We start from the raw sequence: 20,273 nt of genomic DNA, 5'->3' as shown, positions 1-20,273 counted from the left end.
AACGGACGATGTGAGTGCGGTCACGCCCCGGTCGGGTCGGCTCCGGTCAGCCGCATGAACGCCCCGAGTTCGATCAGGCCGTCCGGTGTCGACGGGAGGTGATCGGTCAGGGCGCCGGACCGGACGATCACCGCCGACCACTTGCCGCGTGAGAGGGCCACGTTCGACCGGTTGCGGGACAACAGGAACGACATGCCCCGCGGCACGTCCTCGACGGCGGAGGCCGTCATCGACACGAACACCATCGCCGCCTGGCGGCCCTGGAACTTGTCGACGGTGCCCACCTGGACCCGGTGCAGACCCGCGGCGGCGAGATCCTGCCGTAGGCGGGTGACCTGAGCGTTGTACGGTGCGACCACCAGGACGTCCTCCTCGCCGAGAGGTCGCGGCGGGGAGCCGGCGTCGTCCGTCCACGCCGAGCCGAGCACGGCCGCGATGGCGCGCACGATCTCGGCGCTCTCCTCGGGCGAGCAGGTCGCATTGCCCTCGTGCGAGACCTCCACGAGCCGCACGCCGGGCGGGACGCCGTCGAGCGCGCGGCGCGTGGTGATCTCGGACTTCGACTGCAGTCGTCCCTCGTAGGACAGCTCGGACACCCGCGCGCACAGATCCGGGTGCATCCGCCAGGTCACCGGAAGGAAGTAGCCGCGATCGGTGGGCAACGCACCGTGCCCTTCGGCGAGCCATCCGAGGGCGGACTCATCGACCGGCTCGGGGTGGGTGCCCTGCGAGACCTGCGGCAGTTGGCGGGGATCGCCGAGCAGCAGCAGATTCGACGCCGCCGTGGCCACGGCGATGGTGTTGGCGAGACAGAACTGACCGGCCTCGTCGACCACCAGCAGGTCGAGGCTGCCGGGCTCGATGCAGTTCGGATTCGTGAAGTCCCAGGCCGTTCCGCCCACCACATAGCCGGTGGCGGATGTACCGATATGCGCCGCAAGGGACTTCGCGTCAGGGAAGGCGGTCCACGTCGGATCGGGGCTCTGGCATTTCGCCTTGGCGACCCGTTCCGGCGACACTCCCGCGGCGACGATCCCGGCCAGCATGTTCTCGACCACCGAATGCGACTGCGCGACCACGCCGACGCGCCGGCCGTGCTCGTTCACGAGCGCCGCCACCACCCGGGCCCCGGTGTACGTCTTGCCGGTGCCGGGTGGGCCCTGCACCGCCAGGTACGAATTCTCCAGGTTGAGAACGGTCGTGACGATCGTGCCGGCCGCGTCGTCGCCGAGCGGCGGCAGCGCGGCACCGGAGCGCAGGCGGGGAGGGATGCGGCGCAGTACGTCCACCGCCGCGGTCGACGGCAGAGCCGGCAACTCGCTGCACATCGCCTCGGCGGCGGAGGCGATCGCCGCTTCGATGTTCTTCGACGAGATCGGCGCGCCGGGAGTGACGGCCACCGGTAGCACGGAGTACTCCTCGTCCGTCCGTAGCGACTCGTCCACGACGAGCACGTCGGGATGGTCCGTCCCCGTGGTGCGTTCGACGACCACGCCGCGCGACCACGCGCGCGTCCCGGTGCCGCCGTCGGGCAGTCCGTCCGGTCCCGGAGCGTCGTACAACAGGAAGACGTCCTGCCCGGCGCGCAATGCGCTGCCCGGCTCGAACTCGCCCGCGAGGCGCAGCCGACGCCGGAGCAGTCGCCGGCGGGGCGTGGCCTTGTGCCAGTCGGTCTCGAGTGTGCACGTCGCCGCGACCAGCGTGTCGCGGGCGTCCGCCCACTCGTCGGGAGCCGTCGCCAGACGATCGAAGTGTCCCCACCAGAAAGGTTTCCGCTCGCGCCGGTGGTAGCCCATGGCCGCGGCGACGAGTGCGGCCGCCTGCTGTTCCGGGGTGCGGTCGCCCGCCAGTGCACCGCCGACGTATTCGAGGAGTTTCGTCTCGACGGGGTGTGCCTGCGCGTCGGGAGCGGCCTCGTCGTGGGTCGTCTCGGTGGGGGAGATGCCGTGGTCGCGGGCGTGGGTGAGCAGCCAGTCGCGCAGACGCAGGGTGGAGATGCAGTCGGCCTCGTTGTAGGAGGCGATCGACGCGAGTTCGCGTTCCGCCTCCTCGAGGTGCCCGGCATCGCGCAGTGCGCAGTAATCGGCGTACGCGACGATCGAGGCGCCCGCGTCGGCGACATCGCCGTCGCGTGCCTCGCTCTCCTCGGTGTAGAGCAATTCGAGTTTCTTCAGTCCGTACGTCCGGGCACCCACCCGGATCGAGTTGCGCACCACGGGGTACAGGTCGACGAGCACACCTTCGCGCAGCAGGTCGTCGACGATCTCCTCGCCGACGCCGTAGCGCCCGGCCAGCCGCAGCAACGCCGTCTTCTCGTACGGGGCGTAGTGGTAGACGTGCATCCTCGGGTGGCGACGCCGGCGGTCGGTGACGTAGTCGAGGAAGTCCAGCAGTGCCTGCCGCTCCTGCTCGCGGTCGTGTGCCCAGAAGGGCCGGAAGATCGGTGCGTCGGCCGGTCCCTCCACGACGCCGAACAGGTACTCGAGTCCCCACTCGGAACTGCCGCCCTCGGACCACAGTGGGTCGCCTTCGAAGTCGAAGAAGATGTCGCCCTCGTCGGGCGCGGGCAGGATGCCGAGCGGGGTGGCGTCGTAGACCTCCGCATAGGGACTGTCCCGCCTCTCCTCCTCGAGCTGCGCCCGTGCCTGGGCGCGCAGGGCGTCGAAGGTGCGGCGCGCCATCCCGTCGACGGGTGCCGCGCATGCGGCGAGGTCGTCGATGGTCGACACGCCCGCCTCGATCAGCCGCAGCCGCTGGGTACTGCGCATCCCCGCGACCAGCAGCAGGTCGCGGTGACGTTCGAGTTCCGGGGTGCAGTCGTCGCAGCGACCGCAGGCGGTGTGCCCACCCGCTCCCCACCGCACCGGCCCGGGGGCAGCGCGGTGCGACGTGAGAAGGGTTTCGAGGCAGGCGCGTCGGTGCCGATAGACCGGCATGATCTCCGCGAGCGGGTAGGAGGCGATCGAGCCGTCGCCGAGGACGAGATGCGCGTGCGAGGACACCGTCGTCCCGGTGCGCGCGAGTGCGTCCGCGTAAGCGGCGAGCTGGAGCAGGGCCTCGACCTTCGCGTGCCGGGAGAGTTTGCTGTCGTAGACGGCGTAGCCGTCGTCCTCGAGGACGAGGAAGTCGGAGAAGCCGATCATGCCGAGCGGATCGGGGGCAGTGTCGGAGGAACCGGTGTCGAAGAAAGCGCCCTGATAGACGACGGGCGCGCCGGCCCGGACGGCGTCGAGGGTGGCCTGCGCCGCCTCGGTGAGCGCCTGCGCGGTGTACTCGGGCCGGGCGATCTCGACGACCTTCTCCGCACCCACCTGCGCGCGGAAGCGGTCGAGGACGCGCTGCTCGTGGCGGCCGCCGAGTGCGGCGACACGGTCGAGCATTGCGTCGGGTTCGGTGTCGGGGCGCGGGAGCCGACCGAGCGTCGAGTCGAGGTTGCGGAGCACTGCGAACTCGCACGAGGCGGCGCGGGTGAGATCTCCGGCGCCGAAGACCAGCCTGTCGTCGAGAAGAAACATCGGCAGCTCCGTCTCCGGCGTGCGGGATGCCCGGGATGGGCACGGCTGGTCCCGACTATTGCAGACAGGTCGGACCCGCCGGACCATTGTTCTCGCGCCCACCGGGCACACTGCGGCGGCCGGGCCCGCCCTCGACCCCGAGCGCGGTGCGCACCGCCAGCACGATGCCCCACGGAACGACGACCCAGATCGGCCAGAAGTAGATCGACGAGGCCGTTCCGAGCGAGACCAGTGCCCACACCACGAGATTGATCGATCCCACGGTGGCCCATGCTCCCCATTCGATGCGCTGGTGGAGCGGCAGGCGCAGACGTGGGAACGGTTTGCCGGCCGGCGGGGACGGGGTGGGAACGAGTGTCGACGGCAGGTCGGCGAGAACGGCGCCGGCGTCGTCCTGCGTCACGGCGCGGTAGACCCGGGCCACACGCTCGTCGAACTCGCCGATCGTCAACCGTCCGGCGGTGAGATGGCGCCCGAGCTCCTCCACGATCGTTTCGCGCTCGGCATCGGAGACGCGCAGCGGCGATGTCGCGATACCGGGGCCGGTGGTGTCCACCGCACAGGCGCGCATCGGCAAGTTCTGGTCGCTGACGACGAGCCAGGTCTACCGGGAACTGGCCGCGATGGAACGGCAGGGACTGATCGAGGCAGGGGAGAAGGGCCCGCGCGACCGCAAGCCCTACCTGCTGACCGAGGCCGGACGCACGGCTTTCGCCGAATGGATCGACCGCGAACCGGGCGATGAGAACATCCGCCATCCGCTGCTGCTGACCGTCGCCTTCGGCGATCACCTCTCGCCCGAGCGCCTCGCCTCGATGCTCGCCGAGCATCGCCGCAGACACGAGGAGCAGCTCGCCGCCTACGAACAGCAGGCGGCGGCCGACATCCTCCCGCCGCACGCCGCGGCGACCCTCGACTTCGGCATCCTCTACGAACGGGCCGTCCTCGAATGGTTCGACCGCGTGCGCGACCGTCTCGAACCCGGACCGGTCAGCGCAGCGGATCGAACGACCTGAGCAACGGATCCGGCTCGCCGGTCATCGACCCGGCGAGCAGCCGTCCGGTGAGGGGACCGAGCGCCACACCCCACATCCCGTGCCCGCCGGCGACGTACACCCGATCCGAACGGGTGCGGCCGATCAACGGGAGCCCGTCCGCCGTGCACGGCCGTGAGCCCACCCACTCCTCGCTGCGCCCGTCCCAGTCGATCTCACGCAACAGCGGACGGGTCGCGTCGACGATCGCCCGGATGCGTCGCGGGTCGAGCGGGGCGTCGGGACTGCGGAACTCCATCATTCCCGCGACCCGGAAACGGTCCTGGAGGGGTGTGCACGCCACCCGCTGGGCCGGGAAGTAGACCGGGTTCTTCGGCAGGCTCGGCGGCCGCACGCTGAAGCTGTAGCCGCGACCGGCCTGGACCTGCGTGCGCACGCCGAACGGCCGGGCGAGCGACCCGAGCCACGCTCCGTTCGCGAGTACCACCGCATCCGCCGACCGCGAGTGCCCACCGGCCACGACGACATCCACCCCGCGACCGGTGTCGCGCACCTCCTCGACGTCGACGTCGGTGACGATCTCCGCACCCCGGGCGCGGACCGCGTGCGCCAGCGAGGCGACGAACCGCGGCGGATCGATGAACCGCTGCCCCCGGATCCGGAGACCCACCCGCACCGAGTCCCCGAGCAGCGGTTCGAGCGAATGCAGCGTGTCGGTGTCGAGCAGGTCGAAGTCGATCTCGCTGCCGGCGGCACGCGCGTGCTCGAACTCCTCGACCAGCAGCCGACGGTCGTCGTCCGAGGTGAACGCCGCGAGGAACGGATCGGCGACCCGCGTCGGTTCGGTGACGATCGTGTCGCCCGACCCGCGGGCGAGATCGTCGTAGGCATCGAGGGCGAGGCGGTTGGCGCGCGCGAAGACCTTCATCGACGACGTCCACTGCCGTCTCGTGCAGTGCCGGGCGAAGTCGGCGAGGAAGCGCAGCAACCGCACATCCGTCGTGGGCGGCACGTAGACGGGCGACGACGGCCGGAACATCGAGCGCAAGCCGTAACGCAGCACCCCCGGCTCGGGTAGCGGCAGGGTCAGTGCCGGCGCGAGCCACCCGGCGTTGCCCCACGAGGCGTCACCCGCCACGCCGACCCGATCGAGCACCGTGACCTCGATGCCTCGATCCTGCAGAAACCACGCGGTGGACAGACCCACGATGCCCGCACCGACGACCACTGTCCGACGAACCGTCATCGCAACCTCCTGTGAACGACGAAGTCTGCACCTCCATCATGGACCCGGAAGCGCGAACGGGCCGGACTCGCGGACGGCTTACTATTTCCGGGGAAGTTCTGCTTGTGGAAAGGGAACCCGGAATGAGTACGAACGTCGAACAGCGTGAATTCCAGGCCGAGACGCGGCAGTTGCTGGATCTGATGATCCACTCGATCTACTCGAACAAGGACACCTTCCTGCGCGAGTTGATCTCCAACGCGTCGGACGCCCTGGACAAGCTCCGGCTGGAGTCTTTCCGAAACAAGGATCTCGACGTCGACACCTCCGACCTGCACGTCGAGCTCGAGGTGGACAAGGATGCGCGCACCCTGACCGTGCGCGACAACGGCATCGGCATGAACCGCGACGAGGTCGTCGATCTCATCGGCACCCTCGCGAAGTCCGGCACGGGCGAACTCCGGCAGAAGCTGCGCGAGGCCAAGGACGCCGCCGCTTCCGAGGAGTTGATCGGCCAGTTCGGTATCGGCTTCTACTCGTCGTTCATGGTCGCCGACAAGGTCACGCTCGTCACCCGCAAGGCCGGGGAGAAGACCGGTACGCGCTGGGAGTCCAGCGGCGAATCCACCTACACGATCGCCGAGGTCGACGACGCGCCCCAGGGCACCTCGGTGGTCCTGCATCTCAAGCCCGAGGATGCCGAGGACCACCTGTTCGACTACACCTCGCAGTGGAAGCTCGAGGAGATCGTCAAGAAGTACTCGGATTTCATCGCGTGGCCGATCCGCATGGAGGTCTCGCGCACCACGAAGTCGGAGGACGGCACCGACGAGGTGACCTTCGAGACCAAGACCCTCAACTCGCAGAAGGCGTTGTGGGCGCGCTCGAAGGACGAGGTCTCCGAGGAGGAGTACACGGACTTCTACAAGCACATCGCCCATGCCTGGGACGAGCCGCTCGAGGTCATCCCGCTCAAGGCCGAGGGCACCTTCGAGTACCAGGCGCTGCTGTTCATCCCGGAGCACGCGCCCTTCGACCTGTTCGCCCGCGAACGGCGCACCGGCGTGCAGCTGTACGTCAAGCGCGTGTTCATCATGGACGACTGCGAGGATCTCGTCCCCGAGTACCTGCGTTTCGTCAAGGGTGTGGTCGACGCGCAGGACCTGTCGCTCAACGTCTCTCGTGAGATCCTGCAGCAGGACCGGCAGATCCGGGCCATCCGCCGCCGCCTGACGAAGAAGGTCCTCGCGACCGTCAAGGACATGGCTGCGAAGGAACCCGAGAAGTACACGAAGTTCTGGCGCGAGTTCGGCCGGGTCGTCAAGGAAGGTTTGATCTCCGACACCGACAACCGCGACACACTGCTGGCGATCTCGTCGTTCGACTCGACGGCGAGCGAGGAGGAGCAGACCACGCTCGCCGGCTACGTCGAGCGCATGAAGGACGGCCAGGACGCGATCTACTACCTCACCGGCGAGTCGCGGCAGCTGCTCGAGAGCTCCCCGCACATGGAGGCGTTCCGCGACAAGGGCATCGAGGTGCTGCTCCTGACCGACCCCGTCGACGAGATGTGGGTGACCTCCGTTCCGGAATTCGAGGGCAAGCGCTTCCAGTCGATCGCCAAGGGCGACGTCGACCTCGGTACCGAGGACGAGAAGAAGGCCGCCGAAGCCGAACGCGAGGAGAAGGAGAAGGAGTTCGGCGACCTGCTGTCGTGGATGAAGGAGACCCTCGACGAGCAGGTCAAGGACGTGCGGCTCTCGTCGCGCCTGACGTCCTCCCCGGCGTGCATCGTCGGCGACACCTTCAGCATGTCGCCCGCCCTCGAGCGGATGTACAAGGCGTCCGGTCAGCCGGTGCCGCGGGTCAAGCGGATCCTGGAACTCAACCCCGATCACCCGCTCGTGTCGGGTCTGCGCACGGCCCGGGAACAGCGTCCGGACGACGCCTCGCTCGCCGACGTCGCCGAGCTGCTCCACGGCATGGCGCTGATCGCCGAGGGCGGCGAGGTGGAGGATCCGGCGCGGTTCACCCGCCTGCTCGCCGAGCGTCTCGCCGGAAGCGTGTGAGCCGAGCCTGTCGCCGTAGGCACGCACGCGGATAGGCTCGATGCATGACGCGTGTAGACGGGGTGTTGTTCGATATCGAGGGCGTGCTCGTCACCGAGTGGCAGCCCGTCCCGGGCGCGGCGGATGTCCTGGCACGACTGCGTGCCGACGGCGTCCGCCGCGCCTTCCTCACCAACACCACCTCCCGGACGTGCGCCGAGATCGCGCAGCGGCTCACCGATCTCGGGATGGAGGTGTCGCCGGACGAGATCGTCACCGCGGTGTCCCTCACCGTCGACCACGTCCGGCAGACCTATCCGGGTCTGCGCTGCTGGGTCCTCAACGAGGGCGACATCGCCGCGGATCTCGACGGTCTCGTGCTGGACGAGGACGATCCGGAAGTGGTGATCCTCGGTGGCGCGGGGGATGCCTTCACGCACCGGGCGATGAGTCGCGTCGCCGAACTGATGCTCGAGGACGTTCCGGTGGTCGCGATGCACCGGGCGCTCGCGTGGCAGGCCGCCGACGAGTTGCGCATCGACACCGGGGTCTACCTGGCCGGACTCGAGGAGCTCACCGGCCGGTCGGTGGTGGCGGTGGGCAAGCCGTCGCTGCGCGGCTTCCTCGTCGCGTCGGAGCGGATGGGTGTCGAACCGGATCGGATGGTGGTCGTCGGCGACGACATCGCGGGCGAGGTCGTCCCGGGGCAACGCCTCGGTATGACGGGAATCCTGGTGCGTACCGGAAAGTTTCGGCAATCCGTCCTGGACCTGGCGGTCGATCGTCCCGACCACGTCATCGACTCCGTCGCCGCTCTCCCGGGGCTCCTCGACAGTCTGTGACAGGCGGTCTCGCGTGAGACGCATGTGATCGGTACCCTACCGCCGGGGCGCCGGCCCCCCGTTCGCGCGGGGCGCTCGTTCCCCAGTTCGCGCAGACGCAGCCTTTCGCGAAGAGGCACTCCAGTGCAGAGGAGCCCGTTCTTGTCCATTCGTTCCTTCCGATCCGTTCTCACCGCGCGCCGTTCGTTCCGGGCCGGTGTACTCGTCGCCGTCGGTGTGGCCTCGGCCGCGCTGTTCGGTGGGGGTACCGCCGCAGCGGCGCCGGTGACCTGTGTGTCGCCTCCTTCTGCCAACGACATCCTGGTGTCCGATACCGCCAGCTGCGGCGCCACCGCCGAGGACGCCTTCGCTCGCGCGTATGCCGCCGACAGCGGCACCGCGGTGTCGGTCGCCGAGTCGGCCGGTGCCGCCGAAGCCCACGCGACGGGCTTCGGCACGGCGCTCAGTGCAGCCCGTGACGGCGGCCGGTCGTTCGCCTACGCGCTCGGCGGCGGACTGAGCCACTCGTGGGCTCAGGGTCCGGCGACGACCCTGTCGGTGGCCGGCTACGGGTCGGGCGCCACGGCCGACACCACCGGCGTCACGTGCGTCGGAGCCCAGTCGTTCGCGGTCAACACCGCGACGGGACAGTGGTGCGCCGTGGGGGTCGGTTCGACGCCGCGTTGAGCGAGCGCGGCACCGATGATCCGGACGACCGTGTAGTCGGTCTTTCGCGGATTTCGTGACGGGGGTGGCAGGTGCCGGTAGTCTTGCACTCGCCACCCCCGAGTGCTAAAAATGCACTTAGCACTCGCAACACGTGAGTGCCAGGTCGGTAGGGTGAGACCGGGTTTTCGACACCCCTGGTCGTCCGTCGCGGGCACTGCTTCCGGCCGAAGGCGTACATGGAGCGATCCGACGAGCGATCGCTCCGGTGTCACCCCCATACCCGGAGGATCACTTCGCAATGGCCAAGATCATCGCGTTCGACGAAGAGGCCCGTCGCGGCCTCGAGCGGGGCCTCAACAGCCTCGCCGACGCAGTCAAGGTGACGTTGGGCCCCAAGGGTCGCAACGTCGTTCTCGAGAAGAAGTGGGGCGCCCCCACGATCACCAACGATGGTGTGTCCATCGCCAAGGAGATCGAGCTCGAGGATCCGTACGAGAAGATCGGCGCCGAGCTGGTCAAGGAAGTTGCCAAGAAGACCGACGACGTCGCGGGTGACGGCACCACCACCGCTACCGTGCTCGCCCAGGCGCTCGTCCGCGAGGGTCTGCGCAACGTTGCTGCGGGCGCCAATCCCCTCGGCCTGAAGCGCGGCATCGAGAAGGCCGTCGAGGCCGTCACCGCCAAGCTGCTCGACACCGCCAAGGAGGTCGAGACCAAGGAGCAGATCGCCGCCACCGCAGGCATCTCCGCCGGCGACCCCGCGATCGGTGAGCTCATCGCCGAGGCCATCGACAAGGTGGGCAAGGAAGGCGTCATCACCGTCGAGGAGTCCAACACCTTCGGCCTCCAGCTCGAGCTGACCGAGGGCATGCGCTTCGACAAGGGCTACATCTCCCTCTACTTCGCTACCGACGCAGAGCGTCAGGAGGCCGTGCTCGAGGATCCCTACATCCTGCTCGTCAGCTCCAAGATCTCCACGGTCAAGGACCTGCTGCCGCTGCTCGAGAAGGTCATCCAGTCGGGCAAGCCGCTGCTGATCATCGCCGAGGACGTCGAGGGTGAGGCTCTGTCCACCCTGGTCCTCAACAAGATCCGCGGCACCTTCAAGTCGGTCGCCGTCAAGGCTCCGGGCTTCGGCGACCGCCGCAAGGCCCAGCTCGCCGACATCGCCATCCTCACCGGTGGCGAGGTCGTCAGCGAAGAGGTCGGCCTCTCCCTCGAGACCGCCGGCATCGAGCTGCTCGGCCAGGCCCGCAAGGTCGTCGTCACCAAGGACGAGACCACCATCGTCGAGGGCGCGGGCGATCCCGACGCCATCGCCGGTCGCGTCAACCAGATCCGCGCCGAGATCGAGGCGTCGGATTCGGACTACGACCGTGAGAAGCTGCAGGAGCGCCTCGCGAAGCTGGCCGGCGGCGTCGCCGTCATCAAGGCCGGTGCCGCGACCGAGGTCGAGCTCAAGGAGCGCAAGCACCGCATCGAGGACGCCGTCCGCAACGCGAAGGCTGCCGTCGAAGAGGGCATCGTCGCCGGTGGTGGCGTGGCCCTGCTGCAGGCCGCTCCGGTTCTCGACGACCTCAAGCTCGAGGGCGACGAGGCCACGGGTGCCAACATCGTCAAGGTCGCCCTCGAGGCGCCGCTGAAGCAGATCGCCTTCAACGCCGGCCTCGAGCCCGGCGTCGTCGCCGAGAAGGTCCGCAACCTCGAGGCCGGCCACGGCCTCAACGCTGCGACCGGCGACTACGAGGACCTGCTCGAAGCGGGCATCAACGACCCGGTCAAGGTCACCCGCTCGGCGCTGCAGAACGCTGCGTCGATCGCGGCCCTGTTCCTGACGACCGAGGCCGTCGTCGCCGACAAGCCGGAGAAGGCCGCCGCTCCCGTGGGCGACCCGACCGGCGGCATGGGCGGCATGGACTTCTGATCCGCCCCTGCGGGCGGAGAGGACTTCTGATCCGCCCCTGAGCCACACGAGGCCCGATCCCACTCCGGTGGGGTCGGGCCTCGTGCTGTTCCCCGACGATTCCGGCCTCCGGTACGGAACGATCACATATTCGTTACGAAAGGGGCTCCGCGGACGATGAATGTCACGAAAGTGTCACTTCATCCGGTTCCGGAGGTTCGTGCCGATCCGCAACCGGTCCGAGGTGCGCAGCCAGACGCATCGACGAGGGGAAGAGAATATGCGGTCGTCCTGGTTACGGCGGGTACTGCTCACGGTGGCGATGGGAACGTCGATGGTCCTCGCGGCTCCCGGAGGCGCTCTCGCGCAGTCGGTAGAAGCCGACGACCAGCGACCGGTGGGAGAGCTGACCTCTGTCGAGCACGAGAGCGACCGCACCGTCATCGCGAACGTCTACTCACCGTCGATGGACAAGGTGATCCCCCTCCGGATCCGGACGCCCGCCGACTCGAGCGAACCGCGTCCCACCCTCTACCTGATCAACGGCTCGGGAGGCGGGCAGGGGATCGCCACCTGGGAGAAGCAGACCGACGTCGAGGACTTCTTCTCGGACAAGAACATCAACGTCGTCACGCCGCTCCTCGGCGGCTACAGCTACTACACCGATTGGCGCAACGACGATCCCGCACTCGGCCGCAACATGTGGACGACCTTCCTGACGCACGAACTCCCGCCGGTCATCGACACGGAGTTCGGGACATCGGGACGCAACGCCATTGCGGGAGTGTCGATGTCGGGGACGTCGGTGCTCGGCCTCGCCACGACGGCCCCCGAGCTGTACGAGGCGGTCGGGGCGTACAGCGGATGCGCCGAGACGAGCACGCCGCTGGGGCAGTCCTACGTGCAGGCCGTCGTACGCGTCAAGGGTGGCGACCCCGAGAACATGTGGGGCCCGGTCGGTGATCCGGCCTGGATCGAGAACGATCCCTACCTCCAGGCCGAGAAGCTCCGCGGTATCGACCTGTACATCTCGTCGGGTTCGGGTCTGCCCGGGCAGTACGAGCGGCTCGGATCGCGGTCGGTGAACAACGACCCGATCGGGCTCGTCGGGCAGGTGGTCGTCGGCGGCAGCATCGAGGCGGCGGTCCACCACTGCACCCAGCGGATGGCCCAGCGACTCGAGGAGTTGGACATCCCCGCCCGGATCGACCTGCGTCCGGCGGGTACGCACTCCTGGGACTACTGGGAGGACGATCTGCGCAACTCGTGGCCGCTTCTGTCGCAGGCGGTCGGACTGTAGAGGTCCCGCACAATCCACCGGAAATGCCCGATTCGATCCCGGTCGAATCGGGCATCTTCTTTCGGTCGTTTTTCAACCGATAGATCGGTCGATTGGCCGTAATCGGTCGGTGAACGGGATGAATCGGGCCGAACGGAAATATCGAATTCAAACAGAAATAAATGGGTACGGACGTTCCGTTTTCTTTCCTTGACGCTGTGAGCTGGTCATATGCTGGCTCGTCCTAGCTTCCCTGCTATTGTGAATGTCATCACATCCCGATTTGCGCACTCTCGGGTCGCGCATACACGTCGAGTGTGTTGAGAATTGATGCGAGCCCGACGGAATTCCGATCGGAATTCCGGGTAGGCGAAAAGCAATCGGACGAGACCCGTCCGGTATGTGATCGGACGAAGGAGATTCACATGGACGTCATCGAACTCATCGGCTCTGCCCTCGAACTGCTCGGCGGCACCGAACTGCTCGGCACCCTGCTCGAGACCGGCAGTGCCGTTCTCGGCCTCGGCCAGTAGTTCCTGCTGAGCTGAACAGCTGTGCCGCTGCCTCGCAGCGGAATACGACACCCCCGGCGGATCTCCGCCGGGGGTGTCGTCGTCTCGGCCGACCCCGTGACCCGGATCAGTTCTCGGGGATCAGCATCCACAGGGCGAGGTAGAGCAACACGGCGGTGCCGCCCGTGACGAAGGCTGCGAGGACTGCGCCTGCACGCACGAGGTTGAGGTCGACGTTGAAGTACTCGGCCAGTCCGGCGCACACACCACCGAGCATGCGCTGGGACGAGGAGCGGGTGAAGGGACGGGGAGCCTGGTTCTCGAAGTTCATGTATTCATCCTGTCGCCGTAACGGCCTCGGCACATCCGGGAACGGCCCGGATCTTCACCCTGATCTTCGTCTCGGGGTCGGTCGGACGAGCCGGCCCGAACAACGCAGAAATCACGCTGAGGGCAATGCTCGGCGACCGGGGCGCGAGGAGGCAGACTCGACCGTCGGTACTGCCGATCAGAAGGAGATCTCCCGTCATGACCGACGTCGTCCTGGACGAACAGCTCGCCGCACTGCGCCGCAGGTACGGCACCCGGGCCGCCGAGCAGGTGGCCGGACGCGGTGGTTCCGGCGCGTGGAACGACGTCATCGCTCTCCAACTGGCGCATCGCTCCGTGCGAAAGTTCCTTCCCGAAGCGGTCTCCGAGGATGATCTGTGCGCGATCGTGGCCGCGGCTTCGTCCGCCGCGAGCTCGAGCAACCTGCAGTTGTGGAGCGTCGTGGCCGTCACCGACCGCGACCGGCTCGCCCGGATCGCGACTTTCGCCGGCAACCAGCCGGCGGTGCGTGACGCTCCACTGCTGCTCGTGTGGGTGGCCGACCTCGCCCGGGCGGCGCGGGTCGCCGAGCAGCACGGCAAGGATCTCGTCAACGTCGACTACGTGGAGTCCGCGCTGCTCGGGGTGGTCGATGCCGCGCTCGCCGCACAGAATGCGGTGCTCGCCGCGGAATCGCTCGGCCTCGGCACCGTCTACATCGGGGCCATCCGCAACCATCCGCGTGACGTGGCCGCAGAACTGGCTCTGCCCGACCACAGTTTCGCTGTGGTCGGGCTGGTGGTGGGCCGTCCCGATCCCGAGGTGGAGTCGGAGGTCAAGCCGCGGTTGGGTCAGGACGTGGTGCTGCATCGCGAGCAGTACTCGACCGAGGAACGGGATGCCGGCCTCGCCGCCTATGAGGAGGGGATCTCCGGCTTCTACCGCGATCAGGGTCTGGCGGAGAGCTGGGTCGAACGTGTACTCGGGCGCTTCGCGTCGCCCGGCGCGCTCGGGAGCAGGGAACAGATGCGGGAAGCTCTGCGGGAGCGAGGTTTCGGTCTGGACTGACCGCAGGGAGGCGTCAGCGGCACACGACCGTCAGGCCGACCCCGCGCCACACCTGACGTTCGACACGATCGAACTCGTTGTCGTCACTGTCGTATTCGTACTCGACCTCGGTCCGGTATCCCCGGTCGCGCTGAGCGGTCACGGTGCAGTCGCCGCCGGCGGAACCGGACCGGTTGACGATCGAGTACGGCACACCCTCCGCGGCGAGCACGGCGACCGCGGCCTGCTCGCTCGAGCCGACCACACCGGGCGCGGGTTGTGCTGTGGCAGTTCCTGTTCCGAGCAGTACTGCGGCGGTGCCGAGCGACAGGACGGCGGCGGTCGCAAGACGGGAGCGGGTGACAAGAGTACGCATGGGTTCCTCCGAAAGGGTGCTGGACCGGACATTTCGATCGTCCGCCGCGACCCGGCCCGAGCACATCCGGGCACGACCCCCATCCCGACCCTGAATTCCGGACTCGGGGTGGCAGGGACACTGGGGAAACCGGCACCCGCCGCGTCCGGATCGGCCTAGTCTGGGCCGGTGGAGACCGTACCGATCCAGCTTCCCGGGGGCACCACGGCCCCGGTGCGCCTCTTCGCGGGACCCGACCACGAGCACGAGACACGCCGCGACGCCTCCCGCGCCGTCGTGGTGATCGTGCCGGGGCTCGGCATCCCTGCCGGTTACTACGAGCCGTTCGGGCAGGCGATCACCGAGCACGGATTCGACGCGGCGATCTGTGAACTGGCCGGCCAGGGCGACAGCCGTCCGAGGCCCGGACCCGACAGCACCTACGGCTACCACGAGATCGTCGCGACGCATTTCCCCGCCGTCTTCGAGGTGGTGCGGGAGCGCTTCCCCGACTCGACGCCCTACCTGCTCGGTCACTCCATGGGCGGGCAGCTCGGCGCGCTCTACGCCGCGCGCATCCGCGGGCGGCTCGGCGGACTGATCCTCGTCGCGTCGGGCACGCCCTACTACCGGCATCACGGGGGCGTCCGCGGCCCGGGACTGTGGCTCGGATCGACGGCGATGTCGCTGACCGCCGCGGTCGCCGGATTCTGGCCCGGCGACCGGATCGACGTCGCCGGTTTCGGCCGGCAGTCGCGCGCGCTGATCTCCGACTGGGCGCGACTGGCCCGCACCGGCCGGTTCGAACCGGCCGGTGCGGACATCGACTACGAGGAACGGGTCGGGCGTCTCACGCTGCCCGTCCTGTCGATCACGATCGAAGACGACGACCTCACCCCGGTCGCGTCGGCGCAGCACCTGCTCGAGAAGCTGCCCTCCGCCGACGTCGCCCGGTGGCACAATCCGCGGGCACTGGGCCACAACGGCTGGATCCGCGACAACGACGACACCGTCGCGACGATCGTGGCCTGGCTACGCGACCGCTGAGCCCGCGCGGGCGGCCGCGGCGAGCCGGACGTGGGCGTTGGGGGAGCCGTATCCGGTGTAGCCGCCGCGCCGTTCGAGGAGTTCGACCTGGAAATTGCCCTGCACCGGGAGCGTGTAGGCGTGCAGGAATTCGCCGCCGTCGTCGTTGCGGTCGTAGAGCAGGCCGTTGCTCTGCAGGACGGCGAGCAGGTCGGGGTCGAGCGCGAACCGCGCGTCGAGATCGGCGTAGTAGTTCGTGGGCGGCCGGAGGAACTCCACGCCGCGCGCACGTGCGTGGCGTACCGAGTCGACGACGTCGGCCGTGGCGAAGGCCAGCTGGGTCACCCCGTGCGGCTGGGGCGTCGCACCGGTCTCGGAGACGCTCAACGCGACCCGCAGGTCCCCCTTCTCCGCGCGCAGTGCGCGGATGCGCAGGCGGCCCTGCGGCTGGATGTACTCCTCGGGGTCTTCCGGCCGCAGTCCGAACAGGGTGCGGAAGAACGACAGCTCCTGGTTCAGGTCGTCCGCCGCGACCGTCACGTCGACATGGTCGAGACCGAGCCATCCCTCGTCGGCCGGGGGAGTGGCTGCCGCGTCGTCGGACACGAAGTCGTTGTGCCAGTCGTCGGTCTGCCCCGGCTCGGCACTGACGAAGACGTGCAGACCGGAGGGCGAGGTGATGCCCGGCAGGCCTGCTTCGCCCTCCCCTCGGGTGCGGTCGACCGCGGGCCACAGCAGGTTCGCGGCGCGTTCGGCCACCGCGGCGACGTCGGGGGCGACGAGACCCAGCGCGGTCGCGGCGGGGCCCGGCGCGGGCTCCTCGTTCAGGACGACGTTCGCGCCGCCGTTGCGCCACCACACGACGGGCTTGCTGCGGTGCCGGCCGGCGACATGGAATCCGAGTCCGGTGAGCAGCGCCGGGTAGTCGGTGCGGTCGGGGTCGGCGAGTTCGACGAACGCCGCGTCGGTGTGCGCCGGAAGCGGCGGTGCGACCGTCACCTTCTCGCGTGCGGGCCCGGTGACCCGCGCACCGAGCCGGTCCTCGAGGAACAGCAGCGACCGCATCGCGTCGCGCGCGGTCACATGCGGATCCGCTTCGCGCACCACGTCGCTGAAGACCTCGAGCGAGAGCGGACCGTCGTAACCGGCGTCGAGCACGGCCGCGACCACCCCCGAGACGTCGAGCATGCCCTGCCCCGGGAAGCACCGGAAGTGGCGGCTCCATTCGAGGACGTTCATGTCGAGCACCGGGGCGTCGGCGACCTGCAGGAAGCCGATGCGTTCGCCGGGGATGCCGGCCAGGGCGCGTCCGTCGTCGCCGCGTGCGAGCATGTGGAAGGTGTCCACGGCCAGCGTCACGGCCGGGTGGTCGGCGCGTTCGACGAGATTCCACGCCTGCCCGACCCGGTTGACGTGGCGTCCCCAGGCGAGGGCCTCGTAGGCGAAGGTGACCCCGTGCGAGGCGGCGAGATCGCCGATGGCGCGCAGCTGTTCGGCGGACAGTTCCGGATCGTCGATCGCGGTCGGCAGCGCGTTCGAGCACGCCAGGAAGGTCGTTGCGCCGAGCTCGTTCATCACCTCGAGCTTGCGGCGGACGCGGTGCAGGACGTGGGGGAATCGCCGCGGGTCGACGCCCTCGATGTCGCGGATCGGCTGGAACAGGTCGATCGACAGACCGAGATCGGCGCAGCGCCGCGCTACCTCGGCGGGTGACAGCGGCGACGCGATGAGGTCGTTGTCGAAGATTTCGATCCCGTCGAATCCTGCAGCGGCGATCGCGTCGAGTTTGTCGGCGAGAACACCGGAGAGCGAGACGGTGGCGATTCCGCGGCGCATCAGCTGGTCAGCTCCTCGAAGTGTCGGACCATTCGTTCGGCGTCGGGTTCGACGCCCGTGAAGTACTCGAAGGCACCCACGGCCTGGAAGACGGCCATGCCGCCACCGGGCACCACGCGGCATCCGCGGGAGCGGGCGAGGTGGATCAGTTCGGTCTCGAGCGGGAAGTACACGACGTCGGAGACCCACAGGTCCTCGCGGACGAGCTCGGCGGGGACGGGCAGGCCGGGGTAACCGGTCATGCCTGTGGGGGTCGCGTTGACCAGACCCTGCGCCGAGGCCAGAGCGCCGGCGAGATCGGTGGTCGCGCGGACCCGGTCGTCGCCGAAGCGTTTGGCCAGGCGGGTCGCGCAGGCCTGCGCCTTCTCGACGTCGACGTCGACGATGGACACGTGCGCGGAGCCCTGTTCGAGCAGCGCGTACCCGACGGCCGAACCGGCACCGCCGGCCCCGACCAGCACGGCGCGGTCGGAGACGGCCTCGGGCAGCCGGCGGCGGAACGCGCGCCCCCAGCCGGACCAGTCGGTATTGCGGCCGAGTGCGCGACCGTCCCGGAACACCACCGTGTTGACCGCGCCGAGATCGTGGGCGTCGTCGGACAACTCATCGAGCAGGGGGATGACGACCTGCTTGAAGGGGTGCGTGATGTTGAGCCCGTCGAAGCCGAAACGCTGTGCCCAGTCGAGCATCTCGGCCAGGCTCTCGGCGCCGTAGCCGAGGCGCTCGGCGTCGACGAGGCGGTAGGTCAGGTTCAGTCCCGAGGCGAAGCCCTCCCGTTCCTGCATGGCCGGGGTGAGCGAACCGCCGATCCCGGCGCCGAACAGGCCCAGCAGGAAGGACGTACGTGCGGGCGCTGCGGTGGTCATCGGGAGCTTTCCTTCTTCTCGGTATCGAGTGCGAGTGCGGCCAGGTGACGGACGGCGAACTCGTATCCGTCGGGGCCGCATCCGGCGATCACGGCCTTCGCGACGGGAGCGACGACCGAACGGTGCCGGAACTCCTCGCGGGCGTGGACGTTGGTCAAATGCACTTCCACGATCGGTGCCGCGACGGTCACGAGCGCGTCGTGCAGTGCGACCGAGGTGTGCGTGTAGGCCGCGGCGTTGACGACGAAACCGGCTGCCGATTCGCGGAGTTCGTGGACGGCGTCGATGAGTTCGCCCTCGTGGTTGCTCTGCCGGAAGTCGATGTCGAAGCCCAGGTCGTCGGCGGTGCGGCGGCACGACTTCTCGATGTCCGTCAGCGTCGCGGTGCCGTAGAGATGAGGTTCGCGCGTGCCGAGCAGGTTGAGATTGGGCCCGTTGAGAACGGCGATCGTCGGACGAGCACTCACGATGCCGCTCCGGCGGGGACCGGCGCGGTGTTCCGATCGTGGGGGAGCAGGCCGATCTCACGGGTGGGGATCTTGTGGGTTCCGGACGGTCCGGTGGCCACCGCGATCAGCGAGATGGCGACGGCGCCGACGCAGAACAGGGCCACGCGGTACCAGTTGTCGGCGTTGCCGTCCATGAGCGAGCCGGCGATGGCCGGGGTGAAACCGGCGAGCGCGAAGCCGAACTGGGTGCCGATCGCCATGCCCGACAGGCGGACGCTGGTGGGAAAGTACTCGGCGTAGGTGGCGGGCCACACCGCGTTCGGCATGCTGTAGACCACGCCGGCGAGCAGGATTCCGGTGATGAGCACGAGCGGCACGTCGCCCCGCGAGATCGACCACAGGAAGGCCGTCACCATCACGGCGCTGCCGATCAGGCCGGAGACGAAGACCGGCTTGCGACCGATGCGGTCGGACAGCAGGGCCCACATGGGGATGGTGCCCACGGCGATGATGTTGGCGACGATCGCCAGCCACAGCATCGTGGTGTCGCTGATGCCGATGCCGTACTCGTCGGCTGTGGCGAAGTTGAGGGCGAACACCTGGAAGGCCGTGTTGACCATGGCGATGAAGGCCGCGAAGAAGACGCGCAGGACGCCGGTCCAATGGTGGCGGAAGAGCACGGCCAGCGGTGCCTTGGGGGCCTCGTCGTGCGCCTTCTCGGCGTGGAACTCGGGGGTCTCGTCGAGGCTGCGCCGGATGAGGAAACCGACCAGCACGATCACGGCGCTGATCCAGAAGGGCACGCGCCAGCCCCACGACTGCAACTGCTCCTCGGACAGCAGCGCGATCACGGGCAGGAACATCAGAGGTGCGAGCACCTGGCCGCCCTGCGTGCCGCTCAGTGTCCAGCTGGTGAAGAAACCACGTCTGTCGTCGGGGGCGTGTTCGAACGACATCGAGTTCGCGCCGGCCTGCTCACCCGCGGCGGACAGCCCCTGGAGCAGCCGCAGCACGACCAGCAGGATCGGCGCGATCATGCCGACCTGTCCGTAGGTCGGCAGGCAGCCGATGAGGAAGGTCGAGACACCCATCAGTAGCAGCGTGCCGACGAGGATCAGCTTGCGGCCGAAGCGGTCACCGATGTGGCCCATCAGGACGGAGCCGAAGGGGCGCGCGACGTAGGCGACGCCGAAGGTCGCGAGCGACGCGACGGTCGCGACCGCCTGGTTGCCCTCGGGGAAGAAGATCTTCGGGAAGACGAGCGCAGCGGCGGTACCGTAGATCGCCAGGTCGTAGTACTCCAGTGCGCTGCCGCTCCACGCGGCGAGGGCCGCCTTGCGGGGCGTGCGCTGCACCGTGGTGTTTTCAGTCATCGGATGCCTCGGGGGGTGGGTCTTCAGTATCGGATACACGGACGT

16 protein-coding genes and 1 pseudogene are annotated in these 20,273 nt (G+C 68.7%); 8 read left to right on the top strand and 9 right to left on the bottom strand.

The genetic code is table 11. The features are described from left to right. Positions 1-20: 20 nt before the first annotated feature. Together K3M35_RS11725 and K3M35_RS11720 are read right to left on the bottom strand one after the other, a co-directional pair. The gene (locus K3M35_RS11725) at positions 21-3,515 is read right to left on the bottom strand and encodes a bifunctional RecB family nuclease/DEAD/DEAH box helicase (RefSeq protein WP_220666446.1); all 3,495 of its coding nucleotides are present in this window, start codon (positions 3,513-3,515) and stop codon (positions 21-23) included. Between the two features lie 55 nt (positions 3,516-3,570). Further along, positions 3,571-4,071 carry a DUF1707 domain-containing protein gene (locus K3M35_RS11720; protein ID WP_235367122.1) on the bottom strand — a complete coding sequence of 167 codons (501 nt, stop codon included), beginning with the start codon at positions 4,069-4,071 and terminating at the stop codon, positions 3,571-3,573. Between K3M35_RS11720 and K3M35_RS11715 the strand changes: the two are divergent. Continuing rightward, positions 4,061-4,531: pseudogene (locus K3M35_RS11715) on the top strand (PadR family transcriptional regulator); the annotation flags it as partial. The gene K3M35_RS11720 and the pseudogene K3M35_RS11715 sit on opposite strands and share 11 nt — an antisense overlap. Here the strand turns inward: K3M35_RS11715 and K3M35_RS11710 are convergent. After that, positions 4,506-5,756, bottom strand: coding sequence for an FAD-binding oxidoreductase (locus tag K3M35_RS11710; protein ID WP_220666445.1), 1,251 nt, complete (start codon positions 5,754-5,756; stop codon positions 4,506-4,508). The pseudogene K3M35_RS11715 and the gene K3M35_RS11710 overlap by 26 nt on opposite strands. Positions 5,757-5,878: 122 nt before the next feature. Here K3M35_RS11710 and htpG point away from each other — a divergent pair, with 122 nt between their 5' ends. The 5 genes from htpG to K3M35_RS11685 all read left to right on the top strand — a co-directional run bounded on the left by htpG (position 5,879) and on the right by K3M35_RS11685 (position 12,476). Beyond that, positions 5,879-7,804: a molecular chaperone HtpG gene (gene htpG, locus K3M35_RS11705; RefSeq protein WP_033096166.1), complete on the top strand. Its 1,926-nt coding sequence runs from the start codon at positions 5,879-5,881 to the stop codon at positions 7,802-7,804. 44 nt (positions 7,805-7,848) lie between these two features. Then, a complete protein-coding gene (locus tag K3M35_RS11700; RefSeq protein WP_024101800.1) occupies positions 7,849-8,625 on the top strand; it encodes an HAD-IIA family hydrolase in 777 nt (258 codons plus the stop codon). A 141-nt stretch (positions 8,626-8,766) separates the two neighbouring features. Then, entirely contained in the window at positions 8,767-9,291 is a 525-nt protein-coding gene (locus K3M35_RS11695; RefSeq protein ID WP_016691625.1) for a DUF6764 family protein, read from the top strand. A 280-nt stretch (positions 9,292-9,571) separates the two neighbouring features. Further along, positions 9,572-11,197, top strand: a complete 1,626-nt coding sequence (gene groL, locus K3M35_RS11690) for a chaperonin GroEL (protein ID WP_024101799.1) — start codon at positions 9,572-9,574, stop codon at positions 11,195-11,197. 259 nt (positions 11,198-11,456) lie between these two features. Continuing rightward, the gene (locus K3M35_RS11685) at positions 11,457-12,476 is read left to right on the top strand and encodes an alpha/beta hydrolase family protein (RefSeq protein WP_006553622.1); all 1,020 of its coding nucleotides are present in this window, start codon (positions 11,457-11,459) and stop codon (positions 12,474-12,476) included. Positions 12,477-13,094: 618 nt separating this feature from the next. On the opposite strand, the gene K3M35_RS11680 is transcribed toward K3M35_RS11685, so the two are convergent. Continuing rightward, positions 13,095-13,298: a PspC domain-containing protein gene (locus K3M35_RS11680; protein WP_006553621.1), complete on the bottom strand. Its 204-nt coding sequence runs from the start codon at positions 13,296-13,298 to the stop codon at positions 13,095-13,097. Positions 13,299-13,495: 197 nt separating this feature from the next. On the opposite strand from K3M35_RS11680, the gene K3M35_RS11675 reads away from it, so the two are divergent. Then, on the top strand, positions 13,496-14,344 hold the full coding sequence (locus K3M35_RS11675) for an NADPH-dependent oxidoreductase (RefSeq protein ID WP_220666444.1): 849 nt from the start codon (positions 13,496-13,498) through the stop codon (positions 14,342-14,344). A 13-nt stretch (positions 14,345-14,357) separates the two neighbouring features. Here the strand turns inward: K3M35_RS11675 and K3M35_RS11670 are convergent, their stop codons facing one another. After that, positions 14,358-14,699 carry a hypothetical protein gene (locus K3M35_RS11670; RefSeq protein WP_006553618.1) on the bottom strand — a complete coding sequence of 114 codons (342 nt, stop codon included), beginning with the start codon at positions 14,697-14,699 and terminating at the stop codon, positions 14,358-14,360. Positions 14,700-14,867: 168 nt separating this feature from the next. Here K3M35_RS11670 and K3M35_RS11665 point away from each other — a divergent pair, with 168 nt between their 5' ends. Continuing rightward, a complete protein-coding gene (locus K3M35_RS11665; protein ID WP_220666443.1) occupies positions 14,868-15,725 on the top strand; it encodes an alpha/beta fold hydrolase in 858 nt (285 codons plus the stop codon). Here the strand turns inward: K3M35_RS11665 and K3M35_RS11660 are convergent. From K3M35_RS11660 to K3M35_RS11645, 4 genes are read right to left on the bottom strand one after another with little or no spacing between them, the layout of a single operon-like run. After that, positions 15,711-17,540, bottom strand: coding sequence for a sugar phosphate isomerase/epimerase and 4-hydroxyphenylpyruvate domain-containing protein (locus tag K3M35_RS11660; RefSeq protein WP_220666442.1), 1,830 nt, complete (start codon positions 17,538-17,540; stop codon positions 15,711-15,713). The two genes, K3M35_RS11665 and K3M35_RS11660, sit on opposite strands and share 15 nt — an antisense overlap. After that, a complete protein-coding gene (locus tag K3M35_RS11655) occupies positions 17,540-18,406 on the bottom strand; it encodes a shikimate dehydrogenase (RefSeq protein ID WP_220666441.1) in 867 nt (288 codons plus the stop codon). The genes K3M35_RS11660 and K3M35_RS11655 overlap by 1 nt, the downstream gene beginning before the upstream one ends. Beyond that, positions 18,403-18,873 carry a type II 3-dehydroquinate dehydratase gene (gene aroQ / locus K3M35_RS11650; RefSeq protein ID WP_220666440.1) on the bottom strand — a complete coding sequence of 157 codons (471 nt, stop codon included), beginning with the start codon at positions 18,871-18,873 and terminating at the stop codon, positions 18,403-18,405. The genes K3M35_RS11655 and aroQ overlap by 4 nt, the downstream gene beginning before the upstream one ends. Further along, on the bottom strand, positions 18,870-20,228 hold the full coding sequence (locus K3M35_RS11645) for an MFS transporter (RefSeq protein ID WP_064852224.1): 1,359 nt from the start codon (positions 20,226-20,228) through the stop codon (positions 18,870-18,872). The genes aroQ and K3M35_RS11645 overlap by 4 nt, the downstream gene beginning before the upstream one ends. Between the last annotated feature and the right edge of the window lie 45 nt (positions 20,229-20,273).

This window comes from Rhodococcus sp. DMU2021 (assembly GCF_019641445.1).
Classification (GTDB): Bacteria; Actinomycetota; Actinomycetes; order Mycobacteriales; family Mycobacteriaceae; genus Rhodococcus; species Rhodococcus pyridinivorans.
The sequence above is the reverse complement of the archived record's forward strand: the minus strand, read 5'-3'. Positions and strand labels throughout refer to the sequence as shown.

What these genes read in the sequence shown, in the direction of transcription:
- K3M35_RS11670 (WP_006553618.1), bottom strand. Translation starts at nt 14,699, where the DNA reads ATGCGTACTCTTGTCACCCGCTCCCGTCTTGCGACCGCCGCCGTCCTG.
- K3M35_RS11700 (WP_024101800.1), top strand. Translation starts at nt 7,849, where the DNA reads ATGACGCGTGTAGACGGGGTGTTGTTCGATATCGAGGGCGTGCTCGTC.
- K3M35_RS11660 (WP_220666442.1), bottom strand. Translation starts at nt 17,540, where the DNA reads ATGCGCCGCGGAATCGCCACCGTCTCGCTCTCCGGTGTTCTCGCCGAC.
- K3M35_RS11675 (WP_220666444.1), top strand. Translation starts at nt 13,496, where the DNA reads ATGACCGACGTCGTCCTGGACGAACAGCTCGCCGCACTGCGCCGCAGG.
- K3M35_RS11645 (WP_064852224.1), bottom strand. Translation starts at nt 20,228, where the DNA reads ATGACTGAAAACACCACGGTGCAGCGCACGCCCCGCAAGGCGGCCCTC.
- K3M35_RS11710 (WP_220666445.1), bottom strand. Translation starts at nt 5,756, where the DNA reads ATGACGGTTCGTCGGACAGTGGTCGTCGGTGCGGGCATCGTGGGTCTG.
- K3M35_RS11680 (WP_006553621.1), bottom strand. Translation starts at nt 13,298, where the DNA reads ATGAACTTCGAGAACCAGGCTCCCCGTCCCTTCACCCGCTCCTCGTCC.
- K3M35_RS11655 (WP_220666441.1), bottom strand. Translation starts at nt 18,406, where the DNA reads ATGACCACCGCAGCGCCCGCACGTACGTCCTTCCTGCTGGGCCTGTTC.
- groL (WP_024101799.1), top strand. Translation starts at nt 9,572, where the DNA reads ATGGCCAAGATCATCGCGTTCGACGAAGAGGCCCGTCGCGGCCTCGAG.
- K3M35_RS11685 (WP_006553622.1), top strand. Translation starts at nt 11,457, where the DNA reads ATGCGGTCGTCCTGGTTACGGCGGGTACTGCTCACGGTGGCGATGGGA.
- htpG (WP_033096166.1), top strand. Translation starts at nt 5,879, where the DNA reads ATGAGTACGAACGTCGAACAGCGTGAATTCCAGGCCGAGACGCGGCAG.
- K3M35_RS11725 (WP_220666446.1), bottom strand. Translation starts at nt 3,515, where the DNA reads ATGTTTCTTCTCGACGACAGGCTGGTCTTCGGCGCCGGAGATCTCACC.